At 40.6% G+C, this 21,311-nt stretch carries 25 protein-coding genes; 5 read left to right on the forward strand and 20 right to left on the reverse strand.

Annotated elements, in window-relative coordinates:
• Positions 1 to 70 precede the first annotated feature (70 nt).
• Genes Q0R88_RS26685 through Q0R88_RS26720 form a run of 8 tightly spaced genes read right to left on the reverse strand, consistent with a single transcriptional unit; the run spans position 71 to position 7,160 of the window.
• Complete coding sequence (locus tag Q0R88_RS26685; RefSeq protein ID WP_295721796.1) at positions 71 to 808, reverse strand: DUF4197 domain-containing protein; 738 nt, start codon at positions 806 to 808, stop codon at positions 71 to 73.
• Between the two features lie 42 nt (positions 809 to 850).
• The gene (locus Q0R88_RS26690) at positions 851 to 1,861 is read right to left on the reverse strand and encodes an inorganic phosphate transporter (protein WP_295721798.1); all 1,011 of its coding nucleotides are present in this window, start codon (positions 1,859 to 1,861) and stop codon (positions 851 to 853) included.
• 21 nt (positions 1,862 to 1,882) lie between these two features.
• Positions 1,883 to 2,533, reverse strand: a complete 651-nt coding sequence (locus Q0R88_RS26695; protein ID WP_295721800.1) for a DUF47 family protein — start codon at positions 2,531 to 2,533, stop codon at positions 1,883 to 1,885.
• Positions 2,534 to 2,580: 47 nt separating this feature from the next.
• A complete protein-coding gene (locus tag Q0R88_RS26700; protein ID WP_295721802.1) occupies positions 2,581 to 3,645 on the reverse strand; it encodes an ATP-binding protein in 1,065 nt (354 codons plus the stop codon).
• Positions 3,646 to 3,654: 9 nt separating this feature from the next.
• Complete coding sequence (locus Q0R88_RS26705) at positions 3,655 to 4,353, reverse strand: methyltransferase domain-containing protein (RefSeq protein WP_295721804.1); 699 nt, start codon at positions 4,351 to 4,353, stop codon at positions 3,655 to 3,657.
• A gap of 18 nt (positions 4,354 to 4,371) precedes the next feature.
• On the reverse strand, positions 4,372 to 5,496 hold the full coding sequence (locus tag Q0R88_RS26710) for an NAD(P)/FAD-dependent oxidoreductase (RefSeq protein ID WP_295721806.1): 1,125 nt from the start codon (positions 5,494 to 5,496) through the stop codon (positions 4,372 to 4,374).
• 5 nt (positions 5,497 to 5,501) lie between these two features.
• The gene (locus tag Q0R88_RS26715; protein WP_295721808.1) at positions 5,502 to 6,611 is read right to left on the reverse strand and encodes a type III polyketide synthase; all 1,110 of its coding nucleotides are present in this window, start codon (positions 6,609 to 6,611) and stop codon (positions 5,502 to 5,504) included.
• A gap of 18 nt (positions 6,612 to 6,629) precedes the next feature.
• Positions 6,630 to 7,160, reverse strand: coding sequence for a YceI family protein (locus tag Q0R88_RS26720; protein ID WP_295721810.1), 531 nt, complete (start codon positions 7,158 to 7,160; stop codon positions 6,630 to 6,632).
• A 141-nt stretch (positions 7,161 to 7,301) separates the two neighbouring features.
• Here Q0R88_RS26720 and Q0R88_RS26725 point away from each other — a divergent pair, with 141 nt between their 5' ends.
• The gene (locus tag Q0R88_RS26725) at positions 7,302 to 8,186 is read left to right on the forward strand and encodes a UbiA family prenyltransferase (protein ID WP_295721813.1); all 885 of its coding nucleotides are present in this window, start codon (positions 7,302 to 7,304) and stop codon (positions 8,184 to 8,186) included.
• 267 nt (positions 8,187 to 8,453) lie between these two features.
• On the opposite strand, the gene tnpA is transcribed toward Q0R88_RS26725, so the two are convergent.
• The 6 genes from tnpA to Q0R88_RS26755 all read right to left on the reverse strand — a co-directional run bounded on the left by tnpA (position 8,454) and on the right by Q0R88_RS26755 (position 13,047).
• A complete protein-coding gene (tnpA, locus tag Q0R88_RS26730; RefSeq protein WP_295721815.1) occupies positions 8,454 to 8,918 on the reverse strand; it encodes an IS200/IS605 family transposase in 465 nt (154 codons plus the stop codon).
• A gap of 52 nt (positions 8,919 to 8,970) precedes the next feature.
• Positions 8,971 to 10,281, reverse strand: coding sequence for a carbohydrate porin (locus tag Q0R88_RS26735; protein ID WP_295721817.1), 1,311 nt, complete (start codon positions 10,279 to 10,281; stop codon positions 8,971 to 8,973).
• Between the two features lie 34 nt (positions 10,282 to 10,315).
• Positions 10,316 to 10,963 carry an HD domain-containing protein gene (locus tag Q0R88_RS26740; protein WP_295721819.1) on the reverse strand — a complete coding sequence of 216 codons (648 nt, stop codon included), beginning with the start codon at positions 10,961 to 10,963 and terminating at the stop codon, positions 10,316 to 10,318.
• 45 nt (positions 10,964 to 11,008) lie between these two features.
• The gene (locus tag Q0R88_RS26745; protein ID WP_295721822.1) at positions 11,009 to 11,257 is read right to left on the reverse strand and encodes a helix-turn-helix transcriptional regulator; all 249 of its coding nucleotides are present in this window, start codon (positions 11,255 to 11,257) and stop codon (positions 11,009 to 11,011) included.
• Between the two features lie 144 nt (positions 11,258 to 11,401).
• Positions 11,402 to 11,830 carry a hypothetical protein gene (locus Q0R88_RS26750; RefSeq protein WP_295721824.1) on the reverse strand — a complete coding sequence of 143 codons (429 nt, stop codon included), beginning with the start codon at positions 11,828 to 11,830 and terminating at the stop codon, positions 11,402 to 11,404.
• Between the two features lie 98 nt (positions 11,831 to 11,928).
• Entirely contained in the window at positions 11,929 to 13,047 is a 1,119-nt protein-coding gene (locus tag Q0R88_RS26755) for a DUF4407 domain-containing protein (protein ID WP_295721825.1), read from the reverse strand.
• A gap of 210 nt (positions 13,048 to 13,257) precedes the next feature.
• Between Q0R88_RS26755 and Q0R88_RS26760 the strand changes: the two genes are divergently transcribed.
• From Q0R88_RS26760 to Q0R88_RS26770, 3 genes are read left to right on the forward strand one after another with little or no spacing between them, the layout of a single operon-like run.
• Positions 13,258 to 13,572: a rhodanese-like domain-containing protein gene (locus tag Q0R88_RS26760; RefSeq protein WP_295721827.1), complete on the forward strand. Its 315-nt coding sequence runs from the start codon at positions 13,258 to 13,260 to the stop codon at positions 13,570 to 13,572.
• A 2-nt stretch (positions 13,573 to 13,574) separates the two neighbouring features.
• Positions 13,575 to 13,763 carry a DUF6358 family protein gene (locus Q0R88_RS26765; RefSeq protein WP_295721829.1) on the forward strand — a complete coding sequence of 63 codons (189 nt, stop codon included), beginning with the start codon at positions 13,575 to 13,577 and terminating at the stop codon, positions 13,761 to 13,763.
• Between the two features lie 9 nt (positions 13,764 to 13,772).
• The gene (locus Q0R88_RS26770; RefSeq protein ID WP_295721831.1) at positions 13,773 to 14,678 is read left to right on the forward strand and encodes a prohibitin family protein; all 906 of its coding nucleotides are present in this window, start codon (positions 13,773 to 13,775) and stop codon (positions 14,676 to 14,678) included.
• A 248-nt stretch (positions 14,679 to 14,926) separates the two neighbouring features.
• Here the strand turns inward: Q0R88_RS26770 and pyrH are convergent, their stop codons facing one another.
• The 6 genes from pyrH to rplM all read right to left on the reverse strand — a co-directional run bounded on the left by pyrH (position 14,927) and on the right by rplM (position 19,795).
• Complete coding sequence (gene pyrH / locus Q0R88_RS26775) at positions 14,927 to 15,631, reverse strand: UMP kinase (RefSeq protein WP_295721833.1); 705 nt, start codon at positions 15,629 to 15,631, stop codon at positions 14,927 to 14,929.
• Between the two features lie 125 nt (positions 15,632 to 15,756).
• Positions 15,757 to 16,878: an N-acetylglucosamine-6-phosphate deacetylase gene (gene nagA, locus Q0R88_RS26780; RefSeq protein WP_295721835.1), complete on the reverse strand. Its 1,122-nt coding sequence runs from the start codon at positions 16,876 to 16,878 to the stop codon at positions 15,757 to 15,759.
• A gap of 180 nt (positions 16,879 to 17,058) precedes the next feature.
• On the reverse strand, positions 17,059 to 17,910 hold the full coding sequence (tsf, locus tag Q0R88_RS26785) for a translation elongation factor Ts (protein ID WP_295721837.1): 852 nt from the start codon (positions 17,908 to 17,910) through the stop codon (positions 17,059 to 17,061).
• A gap of 155 nt (positions 17,911 to 18,065) precedes the next feature.
• On the reverse strand, positions 18,066 to 18,926 hold the full coding sequence (gene rpsB / locus Q0R88_RS26790; RefSeq protein ID WP_295721839.1) for a 30S ribosomal protein S2: 861 nt from the start codon (positions 18,924 to 18,926) through the stop codon (positions 18,066 to 18,068).
• An 18-nt stretch (positions 18,927 to 18,944) separates the two neighbouring features.
• Positions 18,945 to 19,331 (reverse strand): 30S ribosomal protein S9, encoded by a 387-nt coding sequence (gene rpsI, locus Q0R88_RS26795; protein WP_090638861.1) that lies wholly within the window; start codon positions 19,329 to 19,331, stop codon positions 18,945 to 18,947.
• 26 nt (positions 19,332 to 19,357) lie between these two features.
• Positions 19,358 to 19,795 carry a 50S ribosomal protein L13 gene (gene rplM, locus Q0R88_RS26800; RefSeq protein WP_295721842.1) on the reverse strand — a complete coding sequence of 146 codons (438 nt, stop codon included), beginning with the start codon at positions 19,793 to 19,795 and terminating at the stop codon, positions 19,358 to 19,360.
• A 200-nt stretch (positions 19,796 to 19,995) separates the two neighbouring features.
• Here rplM and Q0R88_RS26805 point away from each other — a divergent pair, with 200 nt between their 5' ends.
• Positions 19,996 to 21,282 (forward strand): BamA/TamA family outer membrane protein, encoded by a 1,287-nt coding sequence (locus Q0R88_RS26805; RefSeq protein ID WP_295721845.1) that lies wholly within the window; start codon positions 19,996 to 19,998, stop codon positions 21,280 to 21,282.
• The last annotated feature ends 29 nt before the right edge of the window (positions 21,283 to 21,311 follow it).

The following is a 21,311-nucleotide window of genomic DNA, read 5'->3' on the forward strand; positions in this document are numbered from 1 at the left end:
AATAGATCCTTCACTGCGTTCAGGATGACAAAAAGCAACGACGGGTAGTTGGGTTTGAGTTACTGAACTTTTATTGACCGTTTTTCTTCTTATCAGCAAAAGCGAATACCTTTTGCAATAACGGCGTTGTGCGTGCACCAAGATTTTGGCGAATATCCAACTCTTGTTTGGCTATCTCCAGAAATAAACCATCAATAGCTTTTTGGGTTACATAATCGCTGATATCGGGATTAATCTTAGATACAAATGGTACTTTGTTGTAGGCCTGGGCTGCATCAGTATAGTATTTTGTAGCACCTGTTTTGTTTAAACTTAACTGTACAACAGGTTTAAACTTGTCTGCTAACTGCAAGGTTGTTGTGCGCTTAAAATATTGAGTTGCAGCATCTTCTTTACCCAATAAAATATTGGTAACATCCTGCAAGGTCATTTGCTTAATAGCACTGATAAATATGGGTTTTGCCTGTACAGCTGCATCTTCTGCAGCATGATTAAGGGAGGTTATCACATCATCACAAAGACTGCCTAAGCCAATACTTCTAAGTGTTTTTTCTGCTTTTTGAGCTTGGGGCGGAAAAAGTATCTTAACCTCCGCGTTCTTCAAAAAACCATCCACTGCCGATAGTTTATCTGAGCTTTTACCGGTTCCTATTTCAAGGGCCTGTTTAAGGCCATTGCCAATTTCAAGTGTTGTTGGGTTGCCCCCTGGGTTTGTTACTGCTGCCTGGGCTACCTGGTTCAGCGTATCGCAACTGCTAAGTGTTATAAAGAACAATAAAACAGTTATTGATAATATTATTTTTTTCATAGTGGCTAAAAGTAACAAAAATGCCTCCAAGTATTTGGAAAATTATCCTATCGCTTTTAATAAGGCAAATACACCGGCAGCAATCAGGGCAGAGATTGGGATGGTAATTATCCAGGCCCAAACCAGGTTAATGGTTACTCCCCAGCGTACTGCAGAAACACGTTTGGTTAAACCAACACCGATAATTGAACCTGTAATAGTATGAGTTGTTGAAACCGGAATACCAAATCTTTCGGTAATAAAAAGGGTAATGGCACCAGCTGTTTCGGCACTTACACCTTCCAGTGGAGTTACCTTGGTGATCTTTGATCCCATGGTTTTAACAATCTTCCAGCCACCAGACATGGTTCCGGCTGCAATGGCAGAGTAACAAGCCAATGGTATCCACTCGGGCATTGCTGCGCCCGGCTGAATAATTTTAGCTGCAATTAAGGTTACATATAATATCCCCATTACCTTTTGCGCATCATTACCACCGTGTGCAAAACTTAACGCCGCTGCCGATACCAACTGTAATCTTTTAAACCAGCGCTCTGCCGTAGTAGGCCTTGCCCTTTTACAGATGTTTAATATCAAAATGGTTACTATATATGCTATAATTAAACCAATAAATGGAGCTAAAACTATATATGCAACAATGGTAAGCACATACTTCATTTCGATAGCATGCAGGGCATTTGCACCCATGTAAAGGGCATTAGTCATACCTGCGCCCGCAAAGCCACCAATAAGTGTATGTGATGAGCTTGAAGGAATACCAAACCACCAGGTAATTAAATTCCACGAGATAGCGGCAATTAAGCCGGCTAATATTACATGCATGGTTACATAATGTTCCAGTACAATTTTTGAAACTGTATTGGCAACTTTATGATCCTTTATAAAAAAGTAAGCGGCAAAGTTAAACACCGCTGCCATGAGCACAGCCTGGAAAGGTGTAAGTACTTTAGTAGATACTATGGTAGCGATGGAGTTGGCAGCGTCATGAAAACCGTTTGTGTAATCAAAAACAAGAGCAAGTACAACAACAACGACAAGTAGGGAAGTAACCATTTAGTGATGATTAGGATATGCTTAAGCGTTTTTAACTAAAATTGATTCCATTACGTTGGCCGCATCTTCGCACATATCTGTAGCAGTTTCAAGAGCGGCAAGTATCTCTTTATATTTTATAAGTCTGATAGCATCTTTTTCGTACAGGAACAAATCTGCCACGGCGCGGTCAAATACATAATCGGCCTGGTTTTCTACGCTGTTTATCCTTATACATGAATCGGCAATGTTACGTACGTTACGCAAATCCTTTAATTCGCGTACAGCTTTTTCCAAATCAATACTGGCTTGCAAAATCAGATCAGATAACTTGCGGATATGCTCATTAAAATCATCTATCCTGTAAAGGCTCATGCGGTTAGCAGCACCTTGTATATAATCGGCAACATCATCAATAGCGGTAGCTAAAGCATGGATGTCCTCACGATCAAACGGCGTAATGAAGTTTTTACCCAGCTCCAGATATATCTGGTGTGTAAGTTCATCCCCTTTGTTCTCCAGCTTGTCAATCTGTTTAAACAACTCCTCGCGGGTGGTGGCGTTGTTTGAGTTAACCGCTTCAACCAATATAGTACCCATGGTTACTACATTGCTGGCCGCTTGCTCAAATAAAGGAAAAAATATTTTTTTATCCTTTGGTACAAAATACTGGAAAATGCTGTTAAGTGACATATTGCTTTAAATTGGGGTAAAGGTACGGTTGCTATGTTAAATTAATGTTAACTTTTTAACACTGGTATATTTGGGAAAGGTAAAGTTTGTTTTGCTCTTTGCAAAGTAAAACCAAAGGTAGATCCCAACCCCTCGGTACTGCGTACATTAATAGTTTGCTGGTGTGCTTCGATAATATGTTTTACAATAGCCAGCCCCAAACCCGAACCACCAATTTGCCTTGAACGGCTGGTATCGGTGCGGTAAAAACGTTCAAACAGGCGCGGCAGAAATTTCTCTTCTATACCAATTCCATCGTCAGTAACTTCAACCAAAACCTGGTCATGCAGTACAAACAGGCTTACTGATGTGTTGCCTTCCTCTTTGCCGTACTTAAACGAATTATCTATAAGGTTCACCAAAACCTGCCTTATTTTTTCCCTGTCGGCGTATACAATAATGCCTTCATCATATTTTTGTTTAAAGATCAGCTTAATCTTGTATTGCTTGCCTTTAATCTCCAATGATTCAAACACCTCTTTTATAAGATCATTGATCTTAAATTTGGTATAATTTATAGGGATCTCGCCCGATTCCAGCTTGGAGATCTCATCCAGATCCTTAATCAGGTAACTTAAACGATCAACATTTTTTGAGGCTTTCTCCAAAAACTGCCTTGCCATTTCACGATCATCAAAATCATCATCCTGCAGGGCTTCTATATACCCCTGTATAGCAAAAAGCGGTGTTTTAAACTCGTGCGATATATTTGACAAAAAATCCCGGCGAAATTTTTCCTGCTTGCGCAATTCATCAATTTCTGATTTTTTTTGCTTTGCCCATTCTTTTACTTCCTGCTCAACATCATCAATCGGGTTGGCGGTTACGTGCTCGCCAAGGGCATCGCGCAGGTCGCGCCCTAACTTTAAATTATGGATAAGCTTATAAATAAGTTTAATACGCGAGTAAATGTACTTTTCTATGAGGTAGTAAAATACAATGTAGCTTACGGCAAGGGTAGCCGTAAAAGTGATCATAACATCGTACCATTTGTGTTGAAAATAGAAGTTTACTGCCGACAGCGTTATTGCTACGCCTGTTGCGGTAACTAAAACCAATACGCGCAAATTCATAGCGTAAAGCTACGATTTATAGATCACTAACTGCCAGCGGAAAGGCCACTTCCATGTTAAATTAAAGTTATCAATTCCTGCATTTTTAAGCAAGGTTAATAATTCGTGCTTTTTAAAGGCACGCTTTACTGATAAAGGACCATCATAACGTACCATTTTGTTGCGGGTTAAAACATGGGTTATCACTATAACTGCGTAGTATAATAACCAATGCCGGTGCAGATCGGTAATAATGATGCCTTTGCCGGCAGATGCATGCATGTTTTTGATCATCTGTATCCAATGCTCATCATCAAAATGGTGGGTGAACAGGCTGCTGATAATAATATCGTGTTTGCCCAGCAAATGAATATCGTTTATTACATCGGCTTGTACATAGCTGATATTATTAAAACCTTTTGATGCATTACCTGCAAAGTTGATTGCCGCGGGGGCCGCGTCAATACCTGTAAGTTTTAGGTGAATTTGCTGTTGCTTAGCCCAATTGGCAATGGCAATCAGCGTATCGCCGCCTCCACAGCCCCAATCACTAACCGAATAACCATTATGCACCGGAAATTTTTTGAGGCTGTCGATTATACTATTATGCCCGCCAAACCAGGAGTTTACTTTACCTAATCCCTCTAATACCGGGGCTATTTCATTATATGATAAATGGAGATCATCCATGATCTCGGCATCAAAAACGCGGATTGATAAATCGGGCATATCGTAAATACACTTATATCAGGCAAAAGGTTTGCCATGGGTTTTACTTATCAGGTAACGGGATAACGGTGGCAGGCCATTCAATAGGTGCAGGGTAAGCGCTGTGGTATTGTTATTGCCAAACAACCGTTGTAGCTGTCGCCCAACCCACAAACGCTGTGCAAATTGCTTATTCCAGCTTTCTGTATAGTCGGCTTCCAGGTTTACCCGGTTGTTATCAACAAATTTACCGGGCTTATAATGGATGATGATTTTCTCTGATAGTATCTTAGCCGAGTGAATAGCCATAGTCATCCCATTGCCGCAAAGTGGGGCAATCATCCCGGCAGTATCTCCGCTCATCAGGATGTGGTTATCAACCGGGGCCTTTTTCTCAAATGAGATCTCATTGATCACTTCGGGCTTATCCAGCAAAAATTCTGCATTGGTAAAAATATCGTTCAGATAAGGATTTTTACGAATTATGTTATCCTCTAAAGCCTGTAATGTGCCATACTTACGCAAGTCGTCCCGGTGCGCCATATAACACATGCAATACCTGTCGCCATCTGTTTTGCTTACGCCACAGTAGCCATCTTTATAATTATTAAGCTGGATAAGATCATCCGGAAAATCCATTTTTACATGAAACTTTACCGCCAGGTACGGGCTTCGCTTATAAAAAAATGGCCGTTTTAGTTTTTGGTCGAGGTTTGATCGTTTACCGAATGAGCCGATAACCAGCGGGGCAGTCAATACCGCCCCGGGAGTAACAACCTCGAAATGATTGTCTTTAAAATGAATGTCCTCCACCCGTGTGCCAATCATGAAGTTTACCCCTTCCACCATCGCTTTATGGTAAAGGAAGTTATCAAAAGTGTAACGACTCAATCCAAAACCACCCAAATCAAGCTTTTGCGAAAATTTGGTGCCTGATGCCGCTGTAACTTCCACCCGGTTAATGCGGGAAACGTTCAACTGATCAAGATCAATACCTAAGCTGCCGAGAAAGGGAATTACTTCGTTGGAGATATATTCACCGCATACCCGGTGCATCGGGTAGGTTTTTTTTTCGATGAGGGTAACCTTTAATCCGGCGCGGTTAAGCAATATCGCATTAAATAATCCGGCCAGGCCGCCACCAACTATCAATACGTCGCTCATGTGGGTTAATGCATTTCAAGTATCATACCTTCAACCGTTAAACCGGGTCCAAAAGCAAAGCTCATGATCTTTTGATCTACCAGGTTTCCGGCCTTAAGCATTTTCTGCAACACAAAAAGAATAGTGGCAGATGACATGTTTCCGTATTCCTGCAATACCTGGTAAGCAAACGCATTACTTTCTTCGGGAAGTTCCAATGCCTCTTCAACCGCTTCCAATATTTTACGGCCACCGGGGTGTACCGCATAAGCGGTAATCTGCCCGGCATCAAGCTTTGCTTTTTGCAAAAACCTGCCGGTTAAAGCCTTTATGTTTTTTTTGATCTGTTTAGATACGCGCGACGTAAGCTTCATTTCAAAACCGGTGTTGCCCACATACCAGCCCATATCATCGCGGGCTTCGATCACAAATTCCGAGTAGAAATTTTTTAAAGAGAGATGTGTTCCTTTACTCAAACGTTGTGATGTATTTTCAACCAATACCGCAGCTGCCCCGTCAGAGAACAGGGAATTGGCAACCCAATTATCCAGGGTATTGTCTTTTTGAAAATGCAGCGTACAGAGCTCTACACTTACCACCAGTACTTTTGCTTCTGGGGTGGCCCGGCAAATATAGTCGGCAACTTTTAAACCGTTAATTGCACCATAGCATCCCATAAAATTGATACAGGTGCGTTCTGTATCGCGATTAAGGCCAAGCTTTTCTACCAGCTCGATATCAATGCCTGGCGCATGCATGCCGGTACAGCTTATGGTTATCAGGTGTGTTACCTGTTGTAAAATACCTTCTCCAAAGCCCGCAATGCAGTTTTTTACAGCATTAATGGCTATAGCTATCGCTTCGTTTTCGTAAAACTTTAGCCGCTTCTGCGTGTCAGGGAAAGGATCAAAATTTCCTGACGGATCAAAAAAGGTATAATTAGATGGGTCGCTTTCGCCAAAATCCTTAATTACCGAATACCGATGATCGATACCCGAATTATCATAAATGCTTTTTAACCTTGCTGCATTTGTATTATCCAACCCAAAAGCGTTCACCATAAAGTGGTAAATATCAGCCTGGGCAATACGGTTATGGGGATTTGCTATCCCGATGGCACTAATGCAACTCTCCATTAATTTTTTTTAAACCTTTTATTTGCTAATCTCTGTTTCTACCAGGATATTGGCTTCGTTTGATAGCACAATATTTTGGCCGCCAATGCCAAAGTCGGTTCTTAAAACCTGGAATCCCCCTTTAAATATTGCGGTATTGCCCGCTTCAGTATACGTAAAAGGTATTTCTATCAACTTTGTTTTATCTTTAATACTTACGTTAAAACTGCCCGTATAGTTGTTTCCGCTTGTATGTTTAAATGAAACCGATTTTACGGTGATCTTAGGATATTTGGCTACATCAAAGTAGGCTTCACTTTTGATGTGGCTATCCCGGCTTTCGTTATCGGTATTTAAACTATTAGATGCTACCGAAGCCTCTATTGAGCTACCCGCAAGGTTGGTTGGCTTAAACTGAATATCAGCATTAACGCCTCCAAAATTACCGCTTACATTAAAGCCCAGGTTTTTAATTTTAAAAGAGACATTTGAGTGTGTTACCTTGCTTTGTGCAAAGGTGTTTATAGCTAAAAAAGCTAAGATCGCGACTGCATATATTTTTTTAATCATGGTATAATAACGTAGTTTTCAAACATAATGATTTATGCAATACTAATTTTTACTTTAGTGAAATGAAGCATCCTATTTTATGTTTATAACGTTTAGTAAACAGTCACCGTTGCCTTCATCTTTCTAATATGCATCAATTGAATGAAAATTAATCAAATTATACCTACATCTTCGGCACTTGCACACCTGCGTTTTGTTTTTTCTGTCTTCCTGCTGCCGGTATATTTGTTTGCCTTTAGCCAGGTGCCGTTTATTGATCCTGTTAATGCAATATTGGTGTTTTTAATCTGGCATTTTTTGGCATTCCCGGCAAGTAATGGATATAACAGCTATTTTGATAAGGATGAAGATAGTATCGGTCTTTTAGAAAAGCCACCCCAGGTAGATATCAGCCTTTATTATTTTTCCATTTTGCTGGAGGCTTTGGCTTTTTTATTGGGTTTTTTAATCAGTTGGGAATTTGCTTTCGCGGTGCTGCTCTATGGCATCATGTCTAAACTTTATAGTCACCCGGCAACCCGGTTAAAAAAATACCCTATCATTAGCTTTCTTACTGTTTTCTTTTTCCAGGGCGCTTTTATCTATTATGTCACTTTTTCGGCATTAAGCGGGTTAAGCTTATTGAGGCATTGGGATATTAGCTTTATAGTAGCCGGGGCAGTATGTTCTTGTTTGATTGGGGCATCATATCCATTAACACAGGTTTACCAGCATGAAGAAGATAGCCGCCGTGGCGATAACACCATTAGCCTTTTGCTGGGTTATAAAGGGTCGTTTATTTTCTCGGGAGCGTTATTTGCGTTGGGAATTGCCTGCTCGTTTTATTACTGGCATACCGCGGATAAAATGTATAACTTTTATTTTTTCCTGGTATGCGCGCTGCCTATATTTTTATTTTTTAATTATTGGTTTTACAAAGTGGGTAAATCAACCGATAACGCCAACTTTAAAAATGCCATGCGGATGAATTTTTTAAGTTCGGGATGTATGCTGATCTATTTTGGAACGCTGGCGCTGATTGGGTAATCTGTTTAAAAGAACAGGTGGTAGATAGGTAGCTCCTACGGAGCAAAGCAATCATTCATTTTGGGGGGGCTACAAACAGGTAGCCTTTACGAGGCATTTAAGACATTTCCAATTGACATAACAAATATCCCGTGGGGATATGCACCCTATAAACGCTTAGTGTCATTCTTTTAACATGCAAATATATCCCGTAGGGATAACCTGTTTGTAGAAAAAACAGGGCTGTTTCTTTTGCCTCGTAGAGGCTACCTGATAAAATGCGGGCAATCAATCTATCAAATCCCGAAACACATATTTTTCATCATAATTAACCGAATAATCTTTCAAAATATTCAAATACTCTTCTTTGAATGATTTCTTTCGATGATGTTCTTTTTGATTGTTGATGTATTTAACAACTGAATTAATTTGAGAATTACTATTGCTGAAAGCTCCATAACCTTCCTGCCATTGAAACTTTCTCTTGGTAAATCCTTGTTTGTTTACAAATTCCGAACTGTCTCCTTTAATAAGCCGCATTAACTCGGATATTGACTGGCTGGGATTAAGGCCAATAAAAAGATGTAAATGATCTGTCGCAGAGTTTATCGCAAGTAATTTGTGCCCATTATTTTGAACTATTCCGGTAATGTAACGATGCAATTGTTCTTCCCATTCAGGCTGAATTATTGCCATCCTGTATTTTGCGGCAAATACAAAATGAATATATAGTTGTGTATAAGTATTAGGCATAAACAAATTTAATATTGTATTAGCCTTTTGCAAACTTTAAATACCGTTACAATTAAAATTCAATATGCGCCCTCAGCGAAAACACATTTACCGGTCCGCGGTCTTTATTGTACGCCGGGTTTAGGATAAACTGATAATCGGGCGAAAGCCAGAATTTCTTTTGATAGGCATTTATCTTATAATACAGTTCGGCTATCAGTTCATTACTGTAATTTAGTTTTCCATCACCAATAATAAAACCATATCCGCCGGCGGCAAGGTAATCGCGATGTGGCCGGGCGAGGCCATTGGCTACAAATGCAAGTCCTAATTCGTCGTCACCACGTTTCCATGAGCTGGCTTTAAGCACAGCGCCAAAGCTTAGCGACCGGTCTATTTCTGTAAAATACCAGGTTTCGGTATGGCCATCGTTATAGCTTACTTTGGCAAATACGCCAAAATCCTTGCTCAGGTATTGATCAGCACTAATGCCGAAACCATATTTATGTTTGCCATAAACCAGGTTGGTATCAACAACAGGATTAACCGCATTAATAGCCAGCGCCTGCCTGTAATCGCCCATTTTGCCATTGTTACGAAAACCCAATACCCTCACGGTCCCTTTGTTGCCGCCAAGGGTGTAACGCCTTTCATACTCCAGGGTTTGGGTATTGGCTTTCCCAATTTTTCCGTCCCATATAGCACCATTGGCTGTGGTTGTCGACATGGTGAAGGCAAACCTTAATGTCCAGTTGGGCATACCCAATTCAGTATGTACACCCATGGCATAGCCGCGGGTATTTGCCGGATAATCCCACGCACCGTTATCCATTAACGCCCAGTTCATGAACTGCGACCTTGGGTCATGACTAAACTCATTACCGTCATAAAAATCGGCCATGCCAAATTTACCAACGGTAACGGAAAAATAACGTTTGCTTTTTAAACCAGCCAATTGGTTGGCATCATCCTGTAGTGTGTCTTTATCTTTTCCCCATTCAAAATTCTGGGTAAAATATAAACGGGCTATATAAATTTTAGGTTCCGAACCGCCAACCCTAAAAGTTTCGCCATTGGGAAAACCTGCTACACCCAGCGTTTTGCTCAGACCCGATCCACCAGACATTTCGGGATTAAAATAGGCCGAGGCCCCTTTCCAAAGGCGTGCAGCGCCAAAAAAGGTAGTGGTTAATGAGCTTTGTGTTTCTGATTTGGTGAGCAAACTATTGTTGCCGGTATAATCGGCACCAAATGATGGTTTATATTGGGTAATAATGGTTTGCTGGAAATGAAAATTAAAGCGCTGTTTCTTTAACGTATCCTGTGCTTTTGTAATAACACCTATACTTAACAGGGGAATTATAAATAGTAAAGTTTTTTTCATAAATAATAATTAATGCTGAAACGTTTTTTTTAATCTATGGTTTGCATTCCAGGTAGAATTGCTGCAAATAAGCCTCCATAAATTGATGACGCTGTTGGGCCAGCTTACGGCCGGTGGCGGTGTTCATCTTATCTTTCAGTAATAATAGTTTTTCGTAAAAGTGATTGATTGAAGGCGCAGGGGAGTTTTTATACTCCTCTTTGCTCATATTTAAATTGGGCTCAATTTCGGGGTTATAAATTTCACGACCTTTAAAGCCGCCATAAGTAAAGGCCCTGGCTATGCCTATAGCGCCAATGGCATCAAGCCTGTCGGCATCTTGTACTATAGCTAATTCCGGAGAGTGGAAGGATGGCTTATCAAAGCTTGACTTAAACGACATATGCCTGATGATCTGTTGCACATGTACAATAACATCTGCATCAACCTTTACGCTCTGCAAATAATTGCCGGCTGTAAGCGGGCCAATTTCTTCATCCCCATTATGGAATTTACTATCGGCAATATCATGAAGCAGGGCTGCAAGCTCAACGATAAGCAAGTTGGCTTTTTCGGTTTGTGCAATTAGTTTGGCATTGGTCCATACCCGGTGTATGTGCCACCAGTCGTGGCCACCTTCGGCATTTTTAAGGGTATCGCGTACAAATTGTACCGTATTATCAATCAGATTGGCTGTCTCCATAACGGGTGCAAAGATATTATTGCCCACGATGAAACAACGGATAATTTATAAATTATTAACAAGCGACAATCTTTCTGTGTCTATCAGGGAGTAAATATCTACATCTAATATGGCGGCCACCTGGAATAGTCTTTCAACGGTTATTTTGGTATAGCCCAGCTCAATTTTACTATATGCATTTTGCGATATATTCAATTTAGCGGCAAGATACTCCTGCGTGTAGTTTAACTGCTCGCGCGTGTGTCTTATATTAACAGCAATTGCCTTGATCTTATAGTTCAGCGTATCTTTCATCAAATTAGTTTATTTATTATTATCAATAAACGAGATTAACTAAGAACTGGATTTACACTTTTTAGTTTTATAGAAACTTTTCTTTCTGTCATTAAAGAATCAGTTTTTTGTATCTGTCCATATTGCCTTAAATTAATCTGCCTATTAATCTTTTTTAACAAAGTTTCCTTTATCATCAAAAATAAGGTCGCCGCCTTTTATTTCTGCCTCATAAAAAGTTTTACCTGCAGCATCAGTAACTTTTCCGGCTTCTTTTATTTTCGACCCTTTATAATGGGTTTCTACATAAGGAGCTATATTTTTTGGCAGATCGCTTATTTTAATTGAATTAACAATCTCAATAAAAGTACCGGCAGGTGTGAATAAAACCGAATTATCCTCGCCATATTTACCGCCCCAATTGGCCTCGTAATTACCCTTTTCTTTTTCCCAGCTTACTTTGGCCGATGCAGGATATTTAGAAACCAATGCAGCTTTAACTATAGCAGGCACATCCCGGGGTTTTAAATCCTGCGACATAACAACGCCGGATGCAATGTTTAGTACCATTAATGATGCCAATTTCTTTTTCACGATAATTTACTTTACACAAGTATAAATTACCAATCTGTAGAAATTTGGGTTTATTTCTTGGGAAACACCTGATAATGAAACAGTAATATCAGATTTCATCAATCATAAGTATGCCGCTCAAAATCATAATCGGATTGTGATGTGATGATCTTTTTACGCCGCTCCACATCAATACCCAAATTATGCTCGTAGGTATCGTCAGTAACAGTAATGTCCCTGTTCTTTTCCTTTTCGGCCATATATAGATTAGCTTCGGCAGTTTTGGCTATAGCGGTATCATATGGACCTTTAGGCGACATGAGCTTTACAAACACAGGCAAACACTCAAATAAAATAAACAGGTAACCTATAAAAGATATGGCCATATAAGTATCCAGGTCGCGGGTGCCGTTTTCGTTGAAGGATAACTGCCCAAGCGCCCAGTTACGATCTGCAAAGCCCGCTACATTGGATAGGCTATCCAGTTGATGATCGGTAAACAACCTGGTGCTGTTGAGGCCCTCATAGTCCTTTCGCTTGCTCAGGTATTGATCCATTTGCCCCAGGTTATCCGTTACCGTTTTTAGCCGGTTTTCTTTTTCCTCCAATACACTTTGTTTTTGTTTGGCATAGGTCCCGTAACCAGTAATGCCCGACGTTTGATTGGTTTTATCACCAAATACTTCCTGGTTAAGCAGAAAACGGGAACGGTTGATATCTTTTTCCAGGGAGTCTTTTTCTTTCTTCAGATCATTGTTCTTACCCATCTCCATTGCATACTTTTGATTGTATGTTTTTTCGAGCGTATCAATTTTACGGTGCTGCCCTTTCAGATAGGACGTTTTTAATTTCTGACGGATCTCCTTATCAAAGATTTTCAACTCCAGGGGGCGGGATATCACTATACCGATCATTATGGCCAATAAAATACGCGGAGAAGCCTGCAATATCTGCTGATTGGTTGTACCCTCTTTATTAATGCTGGATACTATATAACGGTCCATGTTAAAAATGGCTGTTCCCCATAGTAATCCAAATAAAATGGCAAACCCTACGGCAAAGGCATCGCCATTAAAAACAAAGTACATGGCATAACCACCAGACAGGGAGGCAAACAGCGCCGTAAAAAATATGGTAGCTCCAATACCCACATACTTATTATGCTCGATGGGGTATTTTTTTAGGGTATCTATATGTGCTCCTGAACAAAACCAGAAAAAGCGGGTAACTTTTTTCATCTATATGATCTGTTTAAATTTAATGCCGGTTAATATTTATGTAAAATTATTAATCGCACATTACCAATCCACTGCCTTTTTGGTGCTAAAAATAGCGCTTTATACAGCAAACCATATAATAAACGCTCTTAGGTATTGATTGTTACAAAATTTGAGCATAATTATTTGCAATAGAAAAAAAGCTACCTTTGGGTTATAATTTTATTAATCATGAACGAGATAACCGTACAGGAACTAAAAGAGAAAATTGACAAAGGTGAGGATTTTCAACTGATTGACGTCAGGGAAGATTTTGAATATGAAACATCAAATTTGGGCGGCCAGTTAATACCCCTTGGTGGCATTTTAATTGAAGCCGAAAAGATCCGTAAAGATAAACCGGTTGTAGTAATGTGCCGCAGTGGTAAACGCAGTGCAGCCGCCATTATGCAGCTGGAACAACGTGGCTTTACCAATCTATCTAATTTAAGCGGCGGCATTTTAGCCTGGGCTGCAGAAATTGACCCTACACTTAATGTATATTAACCATGGGCTTTAAATTAGTGCTCAATGTATTGTACACCATAGGAGTAGTATTGTGCGCCTTTGTGGCATATCAATATTTTCTGGCTAAAAACTACCCGGTTGTAGGCGTAGCTATATTTGCCGGAGTTGTTGTTATAATCTTAAAAATAAGACTGTTAAAAGACGTAAAGAACTCTCAGAAAAAGGTGTAACTTCATTGCATGTTTATAGCAATATTAGGAGTTATTGTACTCGTGGTGGGTATAGTACTCAAACGCTCACCTGAGCCCGCAAATCATTTCAGTAACATTGTAAGTATAGCTGGAGGAGCAATGGTAGCCATAGGGCTGCTGTTATCCATGTTTAAGGTTATTGAACCGGGTAAAGTAGGGGTACAAACCCTTTTTGGCAAGGTACAGGATAATGTTTTAGAGAGCGGATTGCATGTCATCAACCCAGCTGTTGAGATCACAATTTTCGATATTCAGACACAAACCTACACCATGAGCGCTGTTAACAGCGAGGGGCAAAAAGAAGGTGATGATGCTATTCGGGTACTATCATCTGATGGGTTAGAGGTTACCATCGATCTATCAGTGTTATACAAAGTAATGCCCGATAAGGCCGGCTACATTTTGCAAAACATCGGCGAAGATTATATCGGCAAAATTGTTCGCCCGGTGTCACGCACTGCCATACGTGACAACGCGGTAAATTACGCGGCGGTTGACTTGTATTCAACCAAAAGGCAGGAATTCCAGGATAAAATAAACCGTTACATAACGGCAAACTTTGCTAAAAGAGGGTTGGAGCTTCAACAAATTCTCGTGCGCAATATCACCCTGCCAGCATCTGTAAGGGCAAGCATCGAATCAAAGATCAACGCCGAGCAGGATGCTCAGAAAATGCAATTTGTATTGCAGAAAGAAAAGCAAGAGGCAGAACGTAAGCGGGTAGAAGCACAAGGTATCGCCGACTATCAAAAAATTCTTTCAACCGGCTTGTCTGACAAACAGTTACAATACGAAACCATCAAGGCACAAATGGCTATAGCTACTTCGCCAAATGCCAAAGTGATCATTATTGGCGGAGGCAGAGGAAATCCAATAATGCTGAGCGATAAGTAAACACGAATTTCACGAATGAAGGCGAATTTCACGAACCTTGTTTGGAACCATAAATGATAAAGGCCACCCTATCCGGGCGGCCTTTATTAATTATCGCGTAGCATGAATCTTTGTTCCTACGTATGCCGCGTGGTTTGTTTATTTTTAGACAGCCTCTCTGTATGACAAGCCTTTTAAAACGTCATTTCCACCTTCGGAGTTTTTCCGAATTCTATCAGCCAGAATGATAAAATAATTGAAAATGCCTCTTACCTTACCAGTGTACCTATGGCTTCGCCAAGGGCTATTTTCATAAAGTTGCCTTCTTTGTTCATATCAAATACAATAATAGGCAGCTTGTTTTCCTGGCAAAGCGTTATGGCGGTCATATCCATTACATTTAAGCCTTTGTCATATACTTCCTGGAAAGAGATTTCGTCATAACGGGTAGCCGAAGGATCTTTTTCAGGATCGGCTGTGTAGATACCATCAACACGGGTACCTTTCAGTACAACGTCTGCCTTAATTTCAATAGCGCGTAATGATGCAGCGGTATCAGTGGTAAAATACGGGTTACCGGTACCGGCGCCAAATATTACTATTTTACCCACCTCTAAATGGTGCATAGCACGGCGGCGGATGTATGGCTCACAAATTTGTTCCATTTTAATGGCCGATTGCAGGCGAGTTTCAACTCCAATGCTTTCCAGCGCATTTTGCAGGGCCATGCAATTGATCACAGTAGCAAGCATACCCATATAGTCGGCCTGAGCGCGTTCCATACCTGATTTTTCTGCGCTTAACCCTCTGAAAATATTACCGCCACCAACAACGATTGCAATTTCGATCCCCGCGTCATAAACGTTTTTTATGTCCTGTGCATATTGCAAAACCTGGGCATTATCAATACCATATTGCCTGGTGCCCATCAGCGATTCGCCCGAAAGTTTCAGTAAAATTCTTTTGTACTTCATTTGGTGTGATTTGTTAATAATAGAAATAGATGGAACTTGCTTTTGTGGATATCATGAATTGATATAGCTCTGTTCATATGTGCGTAGTTCGCCAAAAATAAAGAATAAAAATCAGTGTTAAAATTTTATGTTGTCTTTGTTAAAAAATCACCTTGTAAAATGGTGCCTTCCACCTCAAAATCAGCATTAAAAATAACCAGGTCGGCATCAAAGCCTTTTTCTATTTTGCCCTTTTTAAGTTGTTTTGCCAGCTGAGCGGGGTATAGCGAGGCCATGTTAACAGCTTCGGCAAGGTCAATACCCACACATTTTACACAATTTTCAACAGCCTTCAACATGGTAAGGCATGAGCCAGAGAGTGTGCCATCGGGCATGGTATACCTGTCGCCTCTTAATTCATGTTGATAAGTACCCTCTTTAGTTGAAGTTACGGCATCGGTAATTAAATATAGCTTATCGCCAAGTTCGCGCTTAGCCAACCGGATCATCGCAAAATCAACATGAATACCGTCGGCTACAATGCTGGTATATGGCCGTTCTTCAAAAATGGCAGGAATATAACCCGGTTCGCGGTGATGCATCTGCGGCATGGCATTAAACAAATGCGTTACCGCCTGCACTGGTTTGTTTAAAAACGCCTTTCCTTCAGCATACGTAGCATTGCTATGGCCTGAAGAAATGATAATGCCCTGGCTATATAGATAATCAATCACTTCCTGATCCTGCAGCTCGGGCGCTATGGTGATCATTTTTATCTCGCCTTCGGCACGTTCTACCCAGCCTTTAACCTCGGCAAGGGAAGCCTTCTTAATATACTTTTCCGGATGCGCGCCCTTTTTTGCCGGGTTTAAATATGGCCCTTCCAGGTGCAAGCCCCAAAAAGCACCCTTGGCTTCTTTACGGTATAGTTTAGCAGCATCGATACCCGCTTCAACAATATCATTGGTATTGGTGCCAATGGTCGCAAAAACGCCGGTAGTTCCCTGGTTAAGCAAGTCTGTTTCTAAACGCGCTAATGCATCAACAGTTGGTGTGCCGGCAAAAAGCTTTCCACCGCTACCATAAATTTGGAGGTCGATAAAACCGGGGGCAAGGTATGAACCATGAAGATCTTTTCTTTCAGCATCGGCGGGGATAGCTATATCATCAATAACATCGATGATTGACCTGCCAGAAATTAAAACGGCTTTGCCCCGGGCAATTTGCCCGTTTGAAATGAGTTGGAGATTGTAGAGTGCTGTTACCATGATTCCTGAAGGGTTTTAACAACATGTCATTGCGAGCGCAGCGCGGCAATCGCGAACTGTGCGTCTTCGCTCTGTATAGTTTGCGGTTGCTTCGTCGTTCCTCCTCGCAATGACAGGAGAATTATCAAACAATATCGCAAAAAAAATCCCCCTCGTTTTAAAACGAGGGGGATTAAATATTTAAGCTCCTAAAGCTACTCGCTTAAAGGCAGTAACTGTTAAACCTTTTTCAACAGTGCTCAGGAATTGAGCAACGCTTTTTGAAGAGTCTTTTACAAACTCCTGGTTTAACAAAGTAGAATCTTTATAAAACTTGTTTAGTTTACCTAAAGAGATTTTTTCAACCATTTCTTCCGGTTTACCTTCTGCACGGATCACATCTTTAGCAATCTCTAACTCACGCTCAATTACAGAAGCATCAACACCATCTTTATCAACAGCAATAGGGTTCATAGCTGCAATTTGCATTGCAACATCTTTACCTGCTTCGTCAGCACCTTCTGGGTTTGAGTTTAAAGCAACCAATACGCCTAAACGGAAGTTACCATGTACATAAGCGATAACTTTTTCGCCAGTAATGATCTCTAATTTAGATACACCAATTTTTTCGCCGATTTTACCTGTTTTATCGATAATAGCTTCACCAATAGTTGTAGTGGTGTTTTCTGTATCGATAGAAATAGCGTAAAGCTCTTCGATGCTTTTTGGTTGGTTTTCAACAGCTTTGTTAGCAACTTCATTAGCGAAAGCAACAAACTCAGCGTTTTTAGCCACGAAATCAGTTTCGCAGTTAAGTTCAATAATAACACCAGTTTTACCATCAGCAGATGTGCGTGAAATAACAACACCTTCGTTTGATTCTCTGTCCTGACGGCTTGCTGCAACTTTAGCGCCTTTTTTTCTTAAAAAGTCGATAGCTGCTTCAAAATCACCGTTAGTTTCGGTTAATGCTTTTTTGCAATCCATCATACCGGCACCTGTTTGTTGGCGCAGTTTGTTTACGTCGGCTGCAGATATTTGTACTGTAGACATGTTTTTAAGTTTTTTATTGTAAGTTATGAGTGATAGTTGCAAGCAAAAGTAAAGCTCTACTGTAACCTGTAACTATTTCTATTATTAAAAAATATGGGTTGTATAATGCAGCTATAAAAACTTACAGCACACAACATACAACCCACAAATTATGATTACTCTTCTGTTGTTTCGGCAGCAGGAGCTTCAGTTTCAGCGTCAGCTACAACATCAGCAGTTTTCCTTGTTCTTTTACCACCTTCGTTTTCGCTGCGGTCTTTAACTTCAGGAGCATCAGCTTTAGCTTTCGCGGTAGCTGCTTCTTTTTCTGCTTCGTCTTCTTTGTCGCGTTTGCGTTCATCTAAACCTTCTTCAATTGCTTTGATGATAATGCTGGTGATCAATGAAATTGATTTTGTAGCATCGTCATTGGCAGGAATAGGGAAATCGATGTTTGAAGGATCAGAGTTGGTATCAACCATAGCAAATGTAGGGATGTTCAACTTCAAAGCTTCTGAAACTGCGATATGTTCTTTCTTAACGTCGATAAGGAATAATGCTGCAGGTAAACGGTTCAAATCAGAGATACCACCTAAAAGGGTTTCTAATTTGATACGCTCACGTTGTATCATCAGTCTTTCTTTTTTAGAAAGGTTGCTGTAAGTACCGTCTTTAGTCAATTTATCGATGTTTGACATCTTTTTGATTGACTTACGTACAGTAGCAAAGTTAGTTAACATACCACCCAACCAACGCTCGGTGATGTATGGCATGTTTACGCTTTTTGCATAGTCAGCAACGATATCTTTCGCTTGTTTCTTTGTAGCAACGAATAATACCTTACGGCCTGATTTTACAATTTGTTTGATAGCTGCAGCAGCTTCTTCAACCTTAGTTAAGGTTTTATTTAAATCTATAATGTGGATACCGTTACGCTCCATGAAAATGTACTGTGACATTTTCGGATCCCATTTGCGGGTAAGGTGACCAAAGTGTACACCTGCATCCAGTAAATCCTGATATGTTGTTCTTGCCATTGTGTTGTCCTCCTGTGATTAACGTTTACTGAATTGGAATCTCTTACGTGCTTTCTTACGACCTGGTTTCTTACGCTCAACCATACGGTCATCACGTGTCATAATACCTTTAGCGCGTAATGCTGGTTTCTTTTCAGGATCCAGTTCAACGATGGCTTTCGCGATAGCTAAACGAACGGCTTCTGCCTGTCCTTTTACACCACCACCGGCAACATTTACTTTAACATCAAATTTTCCGGTGCTACCAGAAACCTCAGTGCTCTGAGTTACGATGTACTGTAATGGCAATGTTGGGAAGTACTCTTTGTAATCTTTACCGTTAACGATGATCGCACCATTTCCTTCTGAAAGGTAGATGCGGGCAACGGCTGTTTTTCTTCTGCCTGAAGTGTTAGTTGTTGGCATTTCTTTTCTCCTTTAAAATTAAAAAGTTAAATGGTTGTTGGATTTTGTGCTGCATGAGGATGCTCTGCACCTGCGTATACATGCAGGTTACCAAATAATGCTTTACCCAAACGACTTTTAGGTAACATACCACGAACGGCTTTTTCAATTACGCGTTCAGGATGTTTTGCCATTAACTCCTTAGGAGAAATGAAACGCTGACCACCTGGATAACCAGTGTAAGAAACATATTGCTTTGCGCTCAATTTGTTTCCGGTCAACTTTACCTTGTCTGCATTGATAACTATTACATTATCACCGCAGTCTACGTTCGGGGTGAAATCTGGCTTGGTTTTACCACGAATGATCATTGCGATCTTAGTGGACAAGCGCCCCAAAATCTCGCCTTGTGCGTCAACAACAACCCATTGTTTGTTAACGGTTTTTTTGTTGGCTGAGACAGTTTTGTAACTTAACGTATTCACTTGCTTTAAATTAAATTGTTTAAACGTTTATTATACCCCGCATTTTCGGGACTGCAAAGATACAGCTATTTATGTTATTAACAAATAGTTTTTAAGGAAATTTCACGGGTAATTATTCAATAATTTATCACAGCTTATATTATACTTTTTAAACCGATAGCTATATATTAGCAAAGAACTATTATTAATTCCCTAAATTGATGTCACCCTTTTGCAGGTTTGCGCTTGCTGTATGCTTTATTGTTTTAAACTCAATTCCGCTTTCTGCGCAAACCAGGGTAAGCCTGGAGGATTCATTAAAAACGCAAAGTGACGCTAATGGCTTCTTAAATTCAATTTTCAGCAGTAAAAAACCAGCCACTGCCGATACCAGCCGCGAGGAAAAGAATTTTTTTTGGGCTATACTGCCATCCGCTGCTTATAACCCAAGCGTGGGCTTTGCCGTCGGGGCTACCTCAGCTGCCGGCAAATACTTTGGCGACAGGCACAATACCATCCTATCAGTAATGAACGCCGGTGCATACATTTCAACAAACGGCCTTTCAACATTGGAGCTAAAACACAATGCGTTCACTTCAAAAAACATATGGAACCTGCAAGGTACATTACAGGTAGGCAAAACTATAGCCAAAGATAATGGCCTGGGCACAGGATACCGTAGTATTGGCGATGGCCCCTTCCATATGGGCGATCAGCATTTTAATGATAATCCCGACGAATTCCCTTTAAGGTATACCTACCTAAAAATAAACGAACGCATTTACCGTAAAATAACAGATCATATTTATGTTGGAGCCGGCCTTAGTTTTAACTTTTACAATAATATTGATGATAACCGGGCAAACATCCCGGCAACCGATACGCACAACTTTAGGTACAGTGTGCATAAAGGCTACTCTCCTGACCATTATAATGCCAATGGCATTTTAATAAACTTTCAATACAACAGCCGAGATCAGCCAAACAGGGCATTCAAAGGCATTTATGCGGATGTTATTTTACGAACCAACCAAGGCTGGCTGGGCAGCAATCATAACGCGGTTCAATTAAAAGCGGAGTTCAGGAAATACTGGAGTTTAAGTGATACCGATCCCGAAAATGTTTTAGCTTTTTGGCACTGGGCCAATTACCTGCTTAAAGGATCGGTACCCTACCTGGAATTACCAGGCACAGCAAGTGATGCCTATGGCCGTATTGGCCGCGCTTTTATTATCGGCCGGTTTAAGGGCCCATCCTTTGTTTACAATGAGGCCGAGTACCGTTTTCCATTAACCGGCAACAAGTTATTAAGTGGCGTTACATTTGTAAATATCGAATCGGCAAACAACCAGCGGGATATTAAGCTGTTTAGCCATTGGGAGCCGGGAGCCGGTTTTGGCTTAAGGTTGTTGTTCAATAAATTTACCCGATCAAACATGTGCTTTGATTATGCCCGGGGCAGTTATGGCTCAAGCGGCTTCTTTTTGGGACTTAACGAAGTTTTTTAAACCCCGCCCGCAATAGTGCTGTTGATTTA

The sequence above is a fragment of the Mucilaginibacter sp. genome (genome assembly GCF_025362475.1).
Taxonomy (GTDB): Bacteria; Bacteroidota; Bacteroidia; order Sphingobacteriales; family Sphingobacteriaceae; genus Mucilaginibacter.

Coding starts and splice junctions, on each gene's coding strand:
- Q0R88_RS26695 (WP_295721800.1), bottom strand. CDS start 2,533: ATGTCACTTAACAGCATTTTCCAGTATTTTGTACCAAAGGATAAAAAA.
- rpsI (WP_090638861.1), bottom strand. CDS start 19,331: ATGCCAACAACTAACACTTCAGGCAGAAGAAAAACAGCCGTTGCCCGC.
- Q0R88_RS26710 (WP_295721806.1), bottom strand. CDS start 5,496: ATGAGCGACGTATTGATAGTTGGTGGCGGCCTGGCCGGATTATTTAAT.
- Q0R88_RS26705 (WP_295721804.1), bottom strand. CDS start 4,353: ATGCCCGATTTATCAATCCGCGTTTTTGATGCCGAGATCATGGATGAT.
- Q0R88_RS26685 (WP_295721796.1), bottom strand. CDS start 808: ATGAAAAAAATAATATTATCAATAACTGTTTTATTGTTCTTTATAACA.
- nagA (WP_295721835.1), bottom strand. CDS start 16,878: ATGGTAACAGCACTCTACAATCTCCAACTCATTTCAAACGGGCAAATT.
- Q0R88_RS26745 (WP_295721822.1), bottom strand. CDS start 11,257: ATGAAAGATACGCTGAACTATAAGATCAAGGCAATTGCTGTTAATATA.
- Q0R88_RS26735 (WP_295721817.1), bottom strand. CDS start 10,281: ATGAAAAAAACTTTACTATTTATAATTCCCCTGTTAAGTATAGGTGTT.
- Q0R88_RS26755 (WP_295721825.1), bottom strand. CDS start 13,047: ATGAAAAAAGTTACCCGCTTTTTCTGGTTTTGTTCAGGAGCACATATA.
- tnpA (WP_295721815.1), bottom strand. CDS start 8,918: ATGCCTAATACTTATACACAACTATATATTCATTTTGTATTTGCCGCA.
- rpsB (WP_295721839.1), bottom strand. CDS start 18,926: ATGGCAAGAACAACATATCAGGATTTACTGGATGCAGGTGTACACTTT.
- Q0R88_RS26740 (WP_295721819.1), bottom strand. CDS start 10,963: ATGGAGACAGCCAATCTGATTGATAATACGGTACAATTTGTACGCGAT.
- pyrH (WP_295721833.1), bottom strand. CDS start 15,631: ATGAAGTACAAAAGAATTTTACTGAAACTTTCGGGCGAATCGCTGATG.
- Q0R88_RS26690 (WP_295721798.1), bottom strand. CDS start 1,861: ATGGTTACTTCCCTACTTGTCGTTGTTGTTGTACTTGCTCTTGTTTTT.
- Q0R88_RS26805 (WP_295721845.1), top strand. CDS start 19,996: ATGTCACCCTTTTGCAGGTTTGCGCTTGCTGTATGCTTTATTGTTTTA.
- Q0R88_RS26725 (WP_295721813.1), top strand. CDS start 7,302: ATGAAAATTAATCAAATTATACCTACATCTTCGGCACTTGCACACCTG.
- Q0R88_RS26700 (WP_295721802.1), bottom strand. CDS start 3,645: ATGAATTTGCGCGTATTGGTTTTAGTTACCGCAACAGGCGTAGCAATA.
- tsf (WP_295721837.1), bottom strand. CDS start 17,910: ATGTCTACAGTACAAATATCTGCAGCCGACGTAAACAAACTGCGCCAA.
- Q0R88_RS26760 (WP_295721827.1), top strand. CDS start 13,258: ATGAACGAGATAACCGTACAGGAACTAAAAGAGAAAATTGACAAAGGT.
- Q0R88_RS26765 (WP_295721829.1), top strand. CDS start 13,575: ATGGGCTTTAAATTAGTGCTCAATGTATTGTACACCATAGGAGTAGTA.
- Q0R88_RS26720 (WP_295721810.1), bottom strand. CDS start 7,160: ATGATTAAAAAAATATATGCAGTCGCGATCTTAGCTTTTTTAGCTATA.
- Q0R88_RS26770 (WP_295721831.1), top strand. CDS start 13,773: ATGTTTATAGCAATATTAGGAGTTATTGTACTCGTGGTGGGTATAGTA.
- Q0R88_RS26715 (WP_295721808.1), bottom strand. CDS start 6,611: ATGGAGAGTTGCATTAGTGCCATCGGGATAGCAAATCCCCATAACCGT.